16 protein-coding genes and 1 pseudogene are annotated in these 13,341 nt (G+C 63.7%); 6 read left to right on the plus strand and 11 right to left on the minus strand.

From position 1 onward, the window contains the following. Positions 1–227: 227 nt before the first annotated feature. Positions 228–1,637 (minus strand): aminotransferase-like domain-containing protein, encoded by a 1,410-nt coding sequence (locus tag O7A05_RS12310; protein WP_337093373.1) that lies wholly within the window; start codon positions 1,635–1,637, stop codon positions 228–230. Between O7A05_RS12310 and O7A05_RS12315 the strand changes: the two genes are divergently transcribed. After that, positions 1,636–1,977 carry a DUF1127 domain-containing protein gene (locus O7A05_RS12315; RefSeq protein ID WP_415926998.1) on the plus strand — a complete coding sequence of 114 codons (342 nt, stop codon included), beginning with the start codon at positions 1,636–1,638 and terminating at the stop codon, positions 1,975–1,977. The genes O7A05_RS12310 and O7A05_RS12315 overlap by 2 nt on opposite strands. A 4-nt stretch (positions 1,978–1,981) precedes the next feature. Here the strand turns inward: O7A05_RS12315 and O7A05_RS12320 are convergent. The 5 genes and pseudogenes from O7A05_RS12320 to purC all read right to left on the minus strand — a co-directional run bounded on the left by O7A05_RS12320 (position 1,982) and on the right by purC (position 4,857). Continuing rightward, positions 1,982–2,630, minus strand: a pseudogene (locus O7A05_RS12320) (Pr6Pr family membrane protein). Between the two features lie 7 nt (positions 2,631–2,637). Then, a complete protein-coding gene (locus O7A05_RS12325) occupies positions 2,638–3,048 on the minus strand; it encodes a hypothetical protein (RefSeq protein ID WP_337093374.1) in 411 nt (136 codons plus the stop codon). 39 nt (positions 3,049–3,087) lie between these two features. Beyond that, positions 3,088–3,756 carry a phosphoribosylformylglycinamidine synthase subunit PurQ gene (gene purQ / locus O7A05_RS12330; protein ID WP_337093375.1) on the minus strand — a complete coding sequence of 223 codons (669 nt, stop codon included), beginning with the start codon at positions 3,754–3,756 and terminating at the stop codon, positions 3,088–3,090. 2 nt (positions 3,757–3,758) lie between these two features. Next, the gene (gene purS / locus O7A05_RS12335) at positions 3,759–3,998 is read right to left on the minus strand and encodes a phosphoribosylformylglycinamidine synthase subunit PurS (RefSeq protein WP_095765207.1); all 240 of its coding nucleotides are present in this window, start codon (positions 3,996–3,998) and stop codon (positions 3,759–3,761) included. Positions 3,999–4,062: 64 nt separating this feature from the next. Beyond that, positions 4,063–4,857 (minus strand): phosphoribosylaminoimidazolesuccinocarboxamide synthase, encoded by a 795-nt coding sequence (gene purC, locus O7A05_RS12340; protein WP_040995384.1) that lies wholly within the window; start codon positions 4,855–4,857, stop codon positions 4,063–4,065. Positions 4,858–5,131: 274 nt separating this feature from the next. Between purC and O7A05_RS12345 the strand changes: the two genes are divergently transcribed. Together O7A05_RS12345 and O7A05_RS12350 are read left to right on the plus strand one after the other, a co-directional pair. After that, entirely contained in the window at positions 5,132–5,452 is a 321-nt protein-coding gene (locus O7A05_RS12345) for a DUF1476 domain-containing protein (protein WP_217577192.1), read from the plus strand. Positions 5,453–5,671: 219 nt separating this feature from the next. Beyond that, complete coding sequence (locus O7A05_RS12350) at positions 5,672–6,445, plus strand: HpcH/HpaI aldolase family protein (RefSeq protein WP_337093376.1); 774 nt, start codon at positions 5,672–5,674, stop codon at positions 6,443–6,445. A gap of 8 nt (positions 6,446–6,453) precedes the next feature. On the opposite strand, the gene O7A05_RS12355 is transcribed toward O7A05_RS12350, so the two are convergent. Next, positions 6,454–7,011 carry an RBBP9/YdeN family alpha/beta hydrolase gene (locus O7A05_RS12355; protein WP_337093377.1) on the minus strand — a complete coding sequence of 186 codons (558 nt, stop codon included), beginning with the start codon at positions 7,009–7,011 and terminating at the stop codon, positions 6,454–6,456. Between the two features lie 187 nt (positions 7,012–7,198). On the opposite strand from O7A05_RS12355, the gene O7A05_RS12360 reads away from it, so the two are divergent. Next, positions 7,199–8,011: a VOC family protein gene (locus O7A05_RS12360; protein WP_337093378.1), complete on the plus strand. Its 813-nt coding sequence runs from the start codon at positions 7,199–7,201 to the stop codon at positions 8,009–8,011. 184 nt (positions 8,012–8,195) lie between these two features. Here O7A05_RS12360 and purB read toward each other — a convergent pair whose 3' ends face one another. Further along, a complete protein-coding gene (gene purB, locus O7A05_RS12365) occupies positions 8,196–9,503 on the minus strand; it encodes an adenylosuccinate lyase (protein WP_337093379.1) in 1,308 nt (435 codons plus the stop codon). Positions 9,504–9,544: 41 nt separating this feature from the next. Continuing rightward, positions 9,545–9,979 (minus strand): hypothetical protein, encoded by a 435-nt coding sequence (locus O7A05_RS12370; RefSeq protein ID WP_337093380.1) that lies wholly within the window; start codon positions 9,977–9,979, stop codon positions 9,545–9,547. Between the two features lie 297 nt (positions 9,980–10,276). Between O7A05_RS12370 and O7A05_RS12375 the strand changes: the two genes are divergently transcribed. Beyond that, on the plus strand, positions 10,277–10,534 hold the full coding sequence (locus O7A05_RS12375; protein ID WP_040982323.1) for a DUF2171 domain-containing protein: 258 nt from the start codon (positions 10,277–10,279) through the stop codon (positions 10,532–10,534). Between the two features lie 8 nt (positions 10,535–10,542). On the opposite strand, the gene O7A05_RS12380 is transcribed toward O7A05_RS12375, so the two are convergent. Next, positions 10,543–11,559: a P1 family peptidase gene (locus tag O7A05_RS12380; RefSeq protein ID WP_337093381.1), complete on the minus strand. Its 1,017-nt coding sequence runs from the start codon at positions 11,557–11,559 to the stop codon at positions 10,543–10,545. Continuing rightward, on the minus strand, positions 11,559–12,629 hold the full coding sequence (locus tag O7A05_RS12385) for a branched-chain amino acid ABC transporter substrate-binding protein (RefSeq protein WP_337093382.1): 1,071 nt from the start codon (positions 12,627–12,629) through the stop codon (positions 11,559–11,561). The genes O7A05_RS12380 and O7A05_RS12385 overlap by 1 nt, the downstream gene beginning before the upstream one ends. A 192-nt stretch (positions 12,630–12,821) precedes the next feature. Between O7A05_RS12385 and O7A05_RS12390 the strand changes: the two genes are divergently transcribed. After that, positions 12,822–13,316, plus strand: coding sequence for a flavin reductase (locus O7A05_RS12390; protein WP_337093383.1), 495 nt, complete (start codon positions 12,822–12,824; stop codon positions 13,314–13,316). Positions 13,317–13,341 lie beyond the last annotated feature (25 nt).

Consider the following 13,341-nt stretch of genomic DNA (forward strand, 5'->3'; position numbering starts at 1 on the left):
TGAGCGACGGGCGCCCGCTGCTGTGGCGCGCTACCCGCCAGATCGTCGCCTCCCTGATCGCAGCCATCTTTACTCAGCCGCCCTTGGCAACCCTGCGCCAGAATCTCCATGCCTTGCGACATCGTTGGCGCGAGCCACCACGAAAGCGCAAGTTTCAAGCCATGCCAAAGCTATCTTAGCGCATATGCCCACAAGGGGGGGTCAGGGCCTAGGACTCGCCAGCTTGATCAGGAAAAACTGTCGTAGCCGGCGCGGCCTTCGTCGAGCAGGCGGCGGATGACGGCGACGCCGCCGGCGACATCCTTGCTTTGCCGCGGCTGCGACACGCCAAAGCGCACGCCGTGAAAGACCTGCTCGGAGCGGCCGGCCTTGAATTCGTCCTCGTCGTCGATGAGCACGCCTTGCGCCAGGCAGGCGTTCTTGAAAGTGCCGGACAGCCACGGGTCCGGCAAGGTCAGCCAGACGAAGGGCACGTTGTCCCGCGTCTTGATGTCGAACCCCGCCAGCACGTCGCGCACGATGGCGAGGCGCGCCTGGATTTCGGCAATGCAGCGCTTGCGAATCTCGCCCGCCTGCCCCGACATCACCAGTCGCGTGCCGACCTCGGCCAGCAGGAAGGGCAGGCCGCCGGTCATCATCTTGTGGGCGACACGGATGCGGTGGCGGTAGGCCGGCGGGCAGGAAAGCCAGCCGCCGCGCACGCCTGCCGCGACCGACTTCGACAGGCCGCCGGCGACGATCGTGCGCTCGGGCGCATATTCAGCCAGCAGCGGTGTCGGGTCGTCGGTGAGCTCGCCGTAAAGATCGTCCTCGATCAGCGCGACATTGTACTCGCGCGCAATCCGCGCGATCGCCTGCCGCCGCTCCGCCGACAACGTCACCAGCGTCGGGTTCTTCGCGGTCGGCATCAGGAACATCAGCTTTGGGTGTTTCTGCGCGCAGACGCGCTCGAAATCATCCGGGTCGATACCGTCCTCGTCAGCCGAAACCAGCGCCGTGCGGCGGCCGATCAGCCCGGCGCTGCGCGCGATCTGCGAATAGGTGAGATGCTCGAAGACCACGTAGTCGCCGGGCATGGTCAGCGCCGCGATCGCCGCCATGACCGCGGCATGGGTACCCAGCGTTGGCACGATCGAATCGAGCGAGGGGCGGAAGGCATTGCGCGCCAGCCAGCGGCTTCCGGCTTCGTACCAGCGTTCGGGAAAATCCCGCGTATAGCTCGAAATGTCGTGCGGATGCTCCTGCGCCGTGCGTGCCAGCATGTCGGCAATCACCGCGCCCTGGCCGACATCGGGCGCGGCGGTGCTGTCGAAGCGCAGCTTGCCGCTCGGTGCGTCGATGGGGCGCGTGCCCTGGATGGCAGGTTCCAAATCCGGCTTCGGGTCTGCGGCGCGCTGGCCGAGCACATAGGTGCCGCGGCCGACTTCGCCGCTCACCAGACCGCGCTCGCGCAGCAGCTGATAGGCCCTGCCGATAGTGCCGACGGTCGTGCCGATGTCATAGGCGAGGTCGCGCTGCGGCGGCAGTTTTGCACCAGCGTCGATGACGCCCTTGTCGATATCTGACTCAATGCTGTCAGCAAGACGCTGGTAGAGCGGACCGGAACCGGAGGAAAGATCAGGGAGCCAATTTGTCATGGTAACAATTTTCTATATTGCACCGCGCGATGAGTCAATTCATATCGATCTCGAGATTGTTAAGGTACAATCGGAACAAGGCGGAACGACAATGGATACAATCGAGACAATTCGCTATGCTCGCCCGGTTTTTGGCGCACAGGTCGAGCCCCTGGCCCATCGCGGCTTCGTCGGCCGCATAGCGGTTATGCTCCGCTCCATCGCCAGGCAGATCGACTGCATGCTGGAGCGCCGGCGCGGCCGCCTCGCGCTCATGGAGATGACGGACGATCAGTTGAAGGATATCGGCATCTCGCGCTGCGATGCCCATCGCGAAGGCATCAGGGCGTTCTGGGAGTGACGGTCTATCTTCGGTTTGCGGGCTTTCTCCGCAACCGGCCGACGCCGTGATCGACAAGCACGGCGAGCACACTCAACCCGACGCACAACGCGGTGACGGCCAACGCCGAAACGGCGACGCTGGCCGCGCCGTTCTTGGCGACGTCAAGGAACGGGTAAGGCACTTCGCCGGCGAAGGGCGCGCGTATCAGCGCGTAGGCGAGATAGGCGACCGGGTAGACCATCCACCACGCGATGTCGCTCCACTGCCGCCTGCCATCGGCGCCCGCCACCAGCCACCACAGCACGAACAGAACCGGCGTCGCATAGTGCAAGAGGACGTCCGCAGAGCAGGAACAAACCCTGCGGCTGCCAGAGCCTCGCCAGGACTGTGGCGTAGACGATGAAAACCAGAGTCAGGGCCACGGCTACGCCAGTCCGCGTCCGCGATCCGGCAAAGGCCGGAAACCAGGCATAGCCGGTGAGTGACAGCAGTGAAGCATGCACCATCACCGCCGCGATGTTGGTGAGGATGGTGAAGAAGCTGAAATAGAAGACGACCGAGCCGAGCAGGCTGCGTCCCGCCGCCATCGATGCCGGTATGGTGATGGCGAATTGCAGGACAAGCGCAATCAGCCCGATAATCAGTCCCGCGGTCTGCAGGAACCGGGCCATGACAATTTCAGGCGGCAGCCGCGCAGGACGGATTGCCGGCCTGCCAGCGGGCGATATCGGAACCGATGCGCGCGCCGACCGGCTCATTCATCAGCGGGCCAAAAGCGTCGACGCGGCTGGAATTGCCCTGTGCCTGCACCACCAGCAGCGGCTTGCCGCCATAATGCTTGGCGGGCACCAGCAGGAAGCGCGGCGTGCCGCTGTAGGAATTGAGCTCATTGGCCATCTGGTAGGCCTTGAATGCCGGGTCCTTGCTGGCGATCCAGCATTTATGCGCCGAGATGGCAACCTGTTCCATCGCAAGCAGCGAGGCGCTCTTGCCCGAGGGAACCGGCGTGGTCTTTGGGCTGGACTGGCAGGAAGCCAAGCCGAGCCCGGCGGCGGCCAGGAGAGCAAGGCGAGCGATCGTCAGTCTCATGGTCAGTCCGCCCCCGCGTTCCGATAGGATGTTAAAGGATCAAGCCGCGACGCCGAGCGCGCTTTCGAACAGCGCTCGCCCGTCATTGCCGCCATGCGCCGCTTCGATCAGGTTTTCGGGATGCGGCATCAGGCCGAGCACATTGCCTTTGTCGTTGACGATTCCGGCAATGTCGTTGATCGAGCCGTTGGGATTGGTGTCTTCCGCATAGCGGAACACCACCTGGCCTTCGCCTTCTATCCGCGCAAGCGTCTCGGCATCGGCGAAATAGTTGCCGTCATGATGCGCCACCGGCGAGCGGATGACCTGTCCGGGCTGGTAGCCGCGGGTGAACATGGTGTTGGCGTTGGCGATCTCAAGCTTCACCTGCCGGCAGACGAATTTCAGCGAGGCATTGCGCATCAGGGCGCCTGGTAGCAATCCCGCCTCGACCAGGATCTGGAACCCGTTGCAGACGCCGATGACGGTCACGCCCTTGGCCGCCTTTTCGGCAACCGCCCGCATCACCGGCATGCGCGCCGCGATCGCGCCGCAGCGCAGATAGTCGCCGAAGGAGAAGCCGCCCGGGATGGCGATCAGATCGACATCGGGGATTTCAGTGTCGGTCTGCCAGACGGTCGCCGGCGCCTGGCCGGAAATCTTGGTCAGCGCTGCGATCATGTCACGGTCGCGGTTGAGGCCAGGCAGGAGGACGACGGCTGATTTCATTGTCAGGCGATCTCCACCGCGTAGTTCTCGATCACCGTGTTCGCCAGAAGCTTGTCGCACATGGCCTTTAGGTCGGCTTCGGCCTTGGCCTTGTCGGTTCCGGCGAGTTCGATGTCGAACACCTTGCCCTGCCGCACTTGGCCGACGCCATCGAAGCCGAGCCCGGAGAGCGCGTGCTCGATCGCCTTGCCCTGCGGGTCGAGGACGCCGTTCTTGAGGGTCACGGTGATACGGGCTTTCATCGATACTCCTGGGCAGACAGTCGTTTAGAAAAAGGCCTGCCTTTTTAGGCAGGCCGGTCAATAGTTAGTGCTTCAGGCCCTTGGGCGCCTCGGAAGAGGCGACGAGTACCGGACCAGTCGGGCGCGGCGGCTCGTTCTCGTTGATGATGCCGAGACGGCGGGCAACTTCCTGATAGGCTTCGACAAGGCCGCCCATGTCGCGGCGGAAGCGGTCCTTGTCGAGCTTGTCCTGGGTGGCGACGTCCCACAGCCGGCAGGAATCCGGCGAAATCTCGTCGGCGACGACGATGCGCATCATGTCGCCCTCGAACAGGCGGCCGCATTCGATCTTGAAGTCGACCAGCTGGATGCCGACGCCGAGGAACAGGCCGGACAGGAAGTCGTTGACGCGGATGGCCAGGGCCATGATGTCGTCGATTTCCTGCGGGCTTGCCCAGCCGAAGGCGGTGATGTGCTCTTCCGACACCATCGGGTCGTCGAGCGCGTCGGCCTTGTAGTAGAATTCGATGATCGAGCGCGGCAGCACCGTGCCTTCCTCGATGCCGAGGCGCTTGGACAGCGAGCCGGCGGCGACATTGCGCACGACGACCTCGAGTGGGATGATCTCGACTTCCTTGATCAACTGCTCGCGCATGTTGAGCCGGCGGATGAAGTGGGTCGGGATGCCCATGCGGTTCAAGTGGTTGAAGATGTGCTCGGAAATGCGGTTGTTGAGCACGCCCTTGCCATCGACCACTTCGTGCTTCTTCTTGTTGAATGCGGTGGCATCATCCTTGAAAAACTGTATCAGCGTCCCCGGCTCAGGTCCCTCATAGAGGATCTTGGCCTTGCCTTCATAAATGCGGCGGCGATTTTTCATTTGATTTTTTCTCTGGATCTGCGGGCAGGCGGCAAGTGACCGATTCCTGCCCGTCTGCCTAAATTAGTATGGCGAAGGCGGCGTTCAATGCCGGTGTTATCGCAATCGCCTTGTTTGCTCAATCCGCAAATCCCGCGAATCAACCGCTTTCGGGACCGAAATGCCGCAGCGCAGCATGCGACGAAGCATATTGACCGGCTCGCGGCCTTTTGGTTTGTGCTTGCCCATCACACATATTCACCGCCAAGCGAATCGGATTGATCGGAGGGACGTAATGAGCAGCATGAAAGACCGCGAAGAGGGTTTTGAGCGCAAATTCGCCTTCGACGAGGAACTTCGCTTCAAGGCCTCGGCGCGCCGCAACAAGGCGCTTGGCCTCTGGGCCGCCGAGAAACTCGGCAAATCCGGCGCCGATGCCGAAGCCTATGCCAAGGAAGTGGTGGTGTCCGATATCGAGGAAGCAGGCGACCACGACGTTTTCCGCAAGATCCGCAAGGATTTCGACGCCGCCGGCGTCAACCAGTCCGACCACCAGATTCGCCGGACCATGGACGAGCTGATGGCGCAGGCGATCGAGCAGATCAAGAACAGCTAAGGCTGCGTGGGCATGATGCCTCCCGAGAACCGCTTCACGCTTTTCGGCATCATGCGCTATCTCTTTGTTTTTACGCAATTCCGGACGGAAAACCGTTACACACTTTTCCTGGTATTGCTCTGACTGGACCAATCGACCGCCCGGCCAAACCGGGCGGTTTTTCTTTGCCTTCACATCGTTTCCGGCCAAAACTGCGGATTGTTAGCAAGGAAAGTTCCGATGTCGCTCAAATCCCGCCTGGCCGCCGACGAAACGCTTTTCACCGCATGGTCGGGCGTGCCGGACGCGTTGACGGTCGAGATCATCGCCAAGCAGGGTTTCGATGCGGTCACTCTGGACATGCAGCATGGCGGACACCACGAAGACAGCGTGCTGCGCGGCCTGGTGCCGGTGCTGGCGGCCAACAAGCCGGCGCTGGTGCGCATTCCGGTCGGGCGCTTCGACATGGCGAGCCGCGCGCTCGATTTCGGCGCCGAGGCGGTGATCGCGCCGATGGTGAACTCCGTTGCCGATGCAAGGCAGTTCGCCGCCGCGATGAAATATCCGCCGTTGGGCGAGCGCTCCTGGGGCCCGACCTATGCCTTCCCGCGTCACGGCAAAGGCGACCATGCCGAATGGCTGCGCGATACGAACCAGCGCACCATGGCTTTCGCCATGGTCGAGACGCGGGCGGCCCTCGAGGCGCTGGACGATATTTTGGATACGCCCGGCATCGACGGCATTTTTGTCGGCCCGTCGGATTTCTCGATCGCCTGGTCGAACGGCGCCACTGTCAGCTCGACGCTGGAAAGCATGATGGAGACGGTCGCGTCGATAGCCGAGCGGACGCGCAAGGCCGGCAAGCATGCGGCGATCTATGTCGTCGAACCGGCGATCGCCGGGCGCGTCGTGTCGATGGGCTTCCGGCTGCTCGCCATGGGCTCGGATCACACGCTGATCTCGCTCGGCGCAAAGACGCTGCTCAAGAGCATGCGGGATTCGATCGGTTCCTGAAGCCGGCGCTACGGCTCCTTCAACTCCGTCAGGAATTTGGCGAAAGTCATCGAACCCTCCGGCCAAGGGCCGAAGCCGGCGTCGTGGTTGAGATGGCCGGCCTCGCCGGCATCGATGAAGAGCGATCCCCAGGCGGCGGCAATGTCCTCGGCGACTGCGAAGGCGCAGAACGGATCGTTGCGGCTGGCGATCACGATGGATGGAAAAGGCAGGGGATCGCGCGAATAAGGGCCGAAGGTCATCAGATGCCTTGGCCTGATTTCCGGATTGGAAACGTCCGGTGGCGCCACGAAAAAGGCGCCCGCGACCGGCTTCTTGAATCGCGGGATGGCCTGGACCGCCGCCGCGACGCCGAGCGAGTGCGCAACGAGAACCACCGGCCGCTCTGCCTCGTTGACGGCGTTCGCCACGCTCGCCGTCCAGTCCTCGCGCACGGGCTTGCTCCATTCCGCCTGCTCGACCCGGCGCGCCGTCGACAGTTTCGACTGCCAACGGGTCTGCCAGTGCTCGGGACCGGAATTGGTGTAGCCCGGCACGATCAGAATATCTGCGTCTTTGACTTTCATGGCGCGGATGTAGCGAGCGGCTTTCTCGCCCGCAACCCTGTCGCCGATATCGGGTGATCACGATTGTGAACAACTTGTTCGACAAGTGCTGCCTTGTGTGAACGATCGCAATCGACGATTTGGAGAAGGAACAAGCGCTGCGGCCTCGAAAGCCCCATATCGGGAACGTCGCCGAACGGAGAGTTTGATGAGCGAACTGCCTTTTGCCGCGACCACCCCGGTCAGCGTGTCGCGCGTCGGGTTGAAGACGCGCGATGCCGAGAGCCTGGCTGCCTATTACCGCGCCGTCGTCGGGCTGCAGGAACTGAGCCGCGCCGACGGGGCGATCACGCTTGGCGCCGCCAACCGACAATTGCTTGTGCTTGAACAGGATTCTTCGGCCAAGCCGGACGATCCACGCAGCGCCGGGCTTTTCCACACCGCTTTTCTCTTGCCGTCGCGCGCCGACCTTGGCCGCTGGATCAGCCACGCCGCCACCAACCGGATCGGTATCGAGGGCGCTTCCGACCATCTGGTCAGCGAGGCGCTCTACCTCACCGACCCGGAAGGCAACGGCATCGAAATCTATGCCGACCGCCTCCCGCAGGACTGGAAATGGAACGGCGACCGTATCGCCATGGCAACCGAGCGGCTGAACCTGCCGGCGGTGGTGGGAAGCGTGCCGGCAGGCGATGCCGGCTGGCAGGGCGCGCCGGAAAACACCGTTGTCGGCCATGTGCATTTGCGTGTCGGCCGGCCGGAAGATGCCGAAGCCTGGTGGCATGACGCCTTCGGCTTCGACACCGTCGCCAAATATGGCAGCCAGGCGGTGTTCCTGTCGTCCGGTCATTACCACCACCATATCGGCGCCAATGCCTGGCAGAGCGCCGGCGCCGGCCGCCGCGATCCGTCCCGCTCGGGCCTCGCCTGGGTCGAGATGCGCTCGGACAATGTCAAGGATGAGACGAGCCGTGAGGACCCTTGGGGCACGGTGATCAGGACCGTGCCTGGGAAAGCTTGAGCGACGTCGGTGACAGCGTCTTTCTCCCCGTCACTTTACGGGGAGAAATGCCCGGCAGGGCAATGAGGGGCAGCGCCGGCGTAAGGATGTTTCACGACAGACGGGTGCGATAGTCACCGAAGTCGGCGCCGCCCCTCATCCGCCCTTCGGGCACCTTCTCCCCGTGAACGGGGAGAAGGAAAGATCAAGCCTCCCCAAACACCCGCTTGAAGATCGTGTCGACATGCTTTGTATGATAACCGAGGTCGAATTTCTCACGGATCTCGGCTTCGGGCAGCGCCGCCGTCACGTCTTTGTCGGCAAGCAGTTCCTCGAGGAAATCGGCGCCGTGCTCCCAGACTTTCATGGCGTTGCGCTGCACCAGCCGATAGGCGTCCTCACGTGACAGGCCGGCCTGCGTCAGCGCCAGCAGCACACGCTGCGAATGGACCAGGCCGCGGAACTTGTTGAGGTTCTTCTCCATGTTCTCGGGATAGACCAGCAGCTTGTCGACGACGCCGGTCAGGCGCGCCAGCGCGAAATCCAGCGTCACCGTCGCGTCCGGCCCGATCATGCGCTCGACCGAGGAGTGCGAAATATCGCGCTCATGCCAGAGCGCCACATCCTCCATTGCCGGCATGGCGTAGGCACGCACCATACGGGCGAGGCCGGTTAGGTTTTCTGTCAGCACCGGGTTGCGCTTGTGCGGCATCGCCGACGAGCCCTTCTGGCCCGGCGAGAAATATTCTTCCGCTTCCAGCACTTCGGTGCGCTGCAGATGGCGGATCTCGATGGCGAGGCGTTCGACCGACGAGGCGATGACGCCAAGCGTGGCAAAGAACATGGCATGCCGGTCGCGCGGGATGACCTGGGTCGACACCGGCTCCGGCTTCAATCCAAGTTTTGCCGCCACATGCTCTTCGACATAAGGCTCGATGTTGGCGAAGGTGCCGACCGCGCCGGAGATGGCGCAGGTGGCGATGTCTTCGCGCGCATGCAGCAGCCGGTCGCGGCAGCGCGAGAACTCGGCATAGGCCTGGGCCAACTTGACGCCGAAGGTGGTCGGCTCGGCGTGGATGCCATGGCTGCGGCCGATGGTGACGGTGTTCTTGTGCTCGAAGGCGCGGCGCTTCAGCGCCGCAAGCAACGCGTCGATATCGGCAAGCAGGATGTCGCTGGCGCGCGTCAGCTGCACGGCAAGGCAGGTGTCGAGCACGTCCGACGAGGTCATGCCCTGGTGGATGAAGCGGGCATCCGGTCCGACGAATTCCGCGAGATGGGTCAGGAAAGCGATGACGTCATGCTTGGTCACACGCTCTATCTCATCGATCTTGGCGACGTCGAATTTGGCTGCGCCGCCTTTTTCCCAGATCGTCTTTGCTGCTTCCTTCGGAATGACGCCGAGTTCGGCCAGCGCATCGCAGGCATGCGCCTCGATCTCGAACCAGATGCGGAAGCGGGTTTCGGGCGACCAGATGGCGACCATTTCCGGCCGGGAATAGCGAGGGATCATCCGTTTTCTAAGTCCTGCCTGGGAGAAGCGTCGGCCGCGTCCTAACAGAGGCAGGCCCAATGCTCAACGCCGCTGCCGCGCAAACCAGATGCTGACCCCGACAAGTGCCGCAAAACCCGCCGGAAAATAGAGCCGCACGCCAAGCGCGAGGAATTGGTAGAGCGCAGTCGCCAGCGTGAAGGCGAACTCGAAGACCCAGTCAGCGTCAATGCCGGCGCATGCCACTCGGCGTAATAGGAGCGGTATTGCAGGGCGAACAGGCCGCCGGTGAAGGCGAGTGTCGTCGTCACAAGGGACACGAATGCCGCGGCCAAGGCCGTTTCCCAATCACGGCCGCGGGAAAGCAGCCTGGCAAGCGTCAGCCCGACCGGGAAGGCGAGCACGCCGCCAAGGCCATAAAGCAGCGCGACAAAGCGGATCCTGTCGGGCGTTTCCCATGCGGCCAGCAGAAGATTTGTCAGCGCGCTGCCACCCATGGCCACGCCCCAGAGCAAGGTTCCGACAACAGCCTCGCTTGCCGAAGGAACTGCGGCACGCAGCCGATCCGTGAGAGCGCGGCGCAGCGGGACTTGCTCCAACGGCGTCATAGGCGGCAAGTCCTATCGCGCGTCGCATGGCCTGGCAGGCTAGGCCTCATCTGTCTCATCGGCGTCATGTCTATCACGCCATGGTGAACGAGACGTGCCGTGCGATGCATCCAATCCGGCGTTCATTTGTTATTGTCGGCCGTCTCGCATCCGAAAGGGCACATCGCCATCCAGCGGAGGACCAGCATGAGCACCGACATCAGCAAGATACGCGGACATATGGAAGTGATCGGCGCCGATGGCGTCCATATCGGCACCGTCGACAAGGTCGAGGGTGACCGGATCAAGCTGACCAAGGCCGACAGCGGCATGGGCTCGCATAAGGGTCATCACCATTATATTTCGCTCGCCCTGGTCGCGGAAATCGACGGGCAGAAGGTATGGCTTTCGGCCAATTCGGATGTCGCCGTCACCTTCGAGGAAGAAAAGTCCGATCCGACCTGATTGGCCGGTCAGCGCGAGGACCAGACCGGAAACAAATCACCGTCGGCGGGCGTGGCGGCATGGACGCCGCGGCTGATCGCGCGTGCCATGGTGGCACCGGCCGCCGCGAACAGGTCGATCGCGGCATCTGCACCGAGCTCGATGCCGCTCCTGCCGGTCGCCAGGGCAAACACCAGATCGCCGTCCGCCGGCGTGTGGGTCGGCCAGATGGCGCGGGCGAAGCCGTCATGCGCCGAAATCGCCAGCCGCTTGGCCGCGGCTTTGGTCAGGACGGCATCCGTGGCGATGACGGCGATGGTGGTGCTGCCGGCTTCGCCATGCGCGCCGACGCGCCTGTCGCGATATTTCAGCAGGATATTCCTGGCGTCCTGCGGCAGCGGATCGGGATAGCCCAGGCCGCCGAATTCGTCGCCGATCTCGAAGGGCGCCGCCCAGAAATGGCGGCTGCGGCCGACCGTCACCGAGCCGGTCGGATTGACGGCGGCGAGCGCGCCGATGGTGACGCCGCTGTCGAGCACGGTCGAGGCGGAGCCCAGCCCGCCTTTCAGCCCGGAGGTCAGGGCGCCAGTCCCGGCGCCCGCCGTGCCGATGGCGAAATCTACGGTTGCCGCCTGTACGGCCTCATAGCCGAGCTCGCGATAGGGCGGGTAACGGCCCCAATCCTTGTCGCCGCCATTGCGCAGATCGAACAGGATCGCGGCCGGCACGATCGGCACGCGGAAGCCGCCGACCTCCACACCGATGTCCTTCTCGCGCAACGCCGCCTGTACGCCCGAGGCGGCGTCAAGGCCGAAGGCGGAGCCGCCCGACAGAACGACGGCATGGATCATCGCGATCGAATTCTGCGGCTCGAGCAGATCGGTCTCACGCGTGCCCGGCGCGCCGCCCAGCACCTGGACGCCGGCAACCGCGGGCTCGTCGCACAGCACCACTGTGACGCCGGATTTGAGACTGGTGTCGGCCGTATTGCCGACGCGAAGGCCGGCAACGTCAGTGATCAGATTGCGCGGACCGGTGCGGAACATCACTTGTCCTCCAGCGGCACGAAATGCGTGCCGTCGAAGCGGAAGAGGCGGAACGGGTTCTGGCTGAGATCACCCTTGTCATCGAAGCGGATGGTGCCGATCGCGGTCGCAAAATCATGGCCGGTCAGCGCTTCGCCGAGCGGCTGGCTGGAGCTTTCCGCGCCGGCCAGCGCGGCCTTGGCGACCTCGACCGCGGCGTAGGCCGGCAGCGTGTACCCATCCGGCGCGATGTTCTTCGCACCAAAGGCCTGCACGATCTTGGGGTCGGCAATCTCCGACCATTCCGGCGTGGCGATCATCAGCGTGCCGACGGCATAAGGCACATCGCCCGGCGGCGTGCGCAGGTTCTCGCCCCCGGCGAAGGTGATGCCGGCGTCGAGCTGGGCGGCGTCGCGACCCATGATGGCGATGTCGTCGCCGTCGCCGCCGGCGAACACCTTGGTCGCGCCGGCCTTCTTCAGCCGGCCGACTAGTCCGATCTGGTTGTCGAGCTGCGGCCGGAACGTGTCGGCGAAGACCGGCTTCAAGGCAGCCTGCTCGGCCGCGGCGCGAAAGGTCTCGGCCATCTCGCGGCCATAGATGGTGCCGTCATCGACGATGGCGAACAGGTCGTCGCGCCAGAGCTGGATAAGCTTGGCGGTAACCGCATTGCGCTCATCGTCGCCGCGCGGGCCAAGCCGGTAGACCGGCCAGCCGGTCTTGGCGCGCCGGTCGGTCAGGCTTTCGGTGCGCACGCCGACCGTGATGACCGGGATGTTGGCATCCTTCAGGATCGGCAGCGCCGCCTCGATCGCCTCGGTGCAGAGAAAGCCCACCACGACATTGACCTTCGCGTCGACGAATTCCTTCGCCGCCGCGGCGCCGCCCTCGGCGGTGCAGGCGTCGTCGACGGTTTTCACCGCGATGCCGTTTGCCTCCGCCGCCAGGCCCGCGCCGGTCTCGACCTGCTTGCCGAGGATCGCCGACGGACCGGAAAGCGGCGCCGCAACGCCGATCAGCGCTTGGGCATCGGCGCTCGCGGCCAGCGACAGCCAGAGCAGCACGGCTGATGTCGTCGTGAGAAGACGCATTCGGGCTAAGAGATCCTCCATGCCGGGAATACAGTCCCGACACTATTCCAAGAAATGCCTAAAGGCTGGCTAAGCGGCGCGCAACACGCGAATTTGCGGATTGCCGTCAAGCACTTCGCCCCTGCCGGGCAACTTGTGGCATGCAATATGCCGCCATATATAACGAACTGGTTTCGACAGGTGGACTATCGGGTGCTGAAGATCAATGACATCGGGCCGCAGCATTATCGCGATGCAATGGCGCATTTTGCCGGCCATGTGCATGTGGTGACCACGGACGGACCCGGCGGCAAACGGGGCGCGACGGTCATCGCCGCATGTTCGGTCTCGGACACACCGCCGACGCTCCTGGTCTGCCTCAACCGTGAGAACGTCAAGAACGAGGCCTTTATCAAGAACGGCAGGTTTGCGCTGAACACGCTCGCCTCGGATCAGGAAGCCGTCTCCGTCGGCTTTTCCGGCGTCACCGGCCTGCCGGTGGAGGAGCGCTTTGCGCTGGCCGAGTGGGATGTGATCTCGACCGGCGCGCCGGCCCTGAAAGGCGCCCTTGCCGTGTTCGACTGCGAGATCATCGATAGCAAGGATCTTGCCACCCACCGTGTGCTTTTTGGCAAGGTGACAGGCCTGCGCATCGGCGATAATTTGCGGCCGCTGATCTACCACAACCGCGGCTACCATTTTCTTTGAAACGGGCGGGCGGAATCCACGGAGA

This window comes from Mesorhizobium argentiipisi (SeqCode), assembly GCF_037179585.1.
GTDB lineage: Bacteria > Pseudomonadota > Alphaproteobacteria > Rhizobiales > Rhizobiaceae > Mesorhizobium > Mesorhizobium argentiipisi.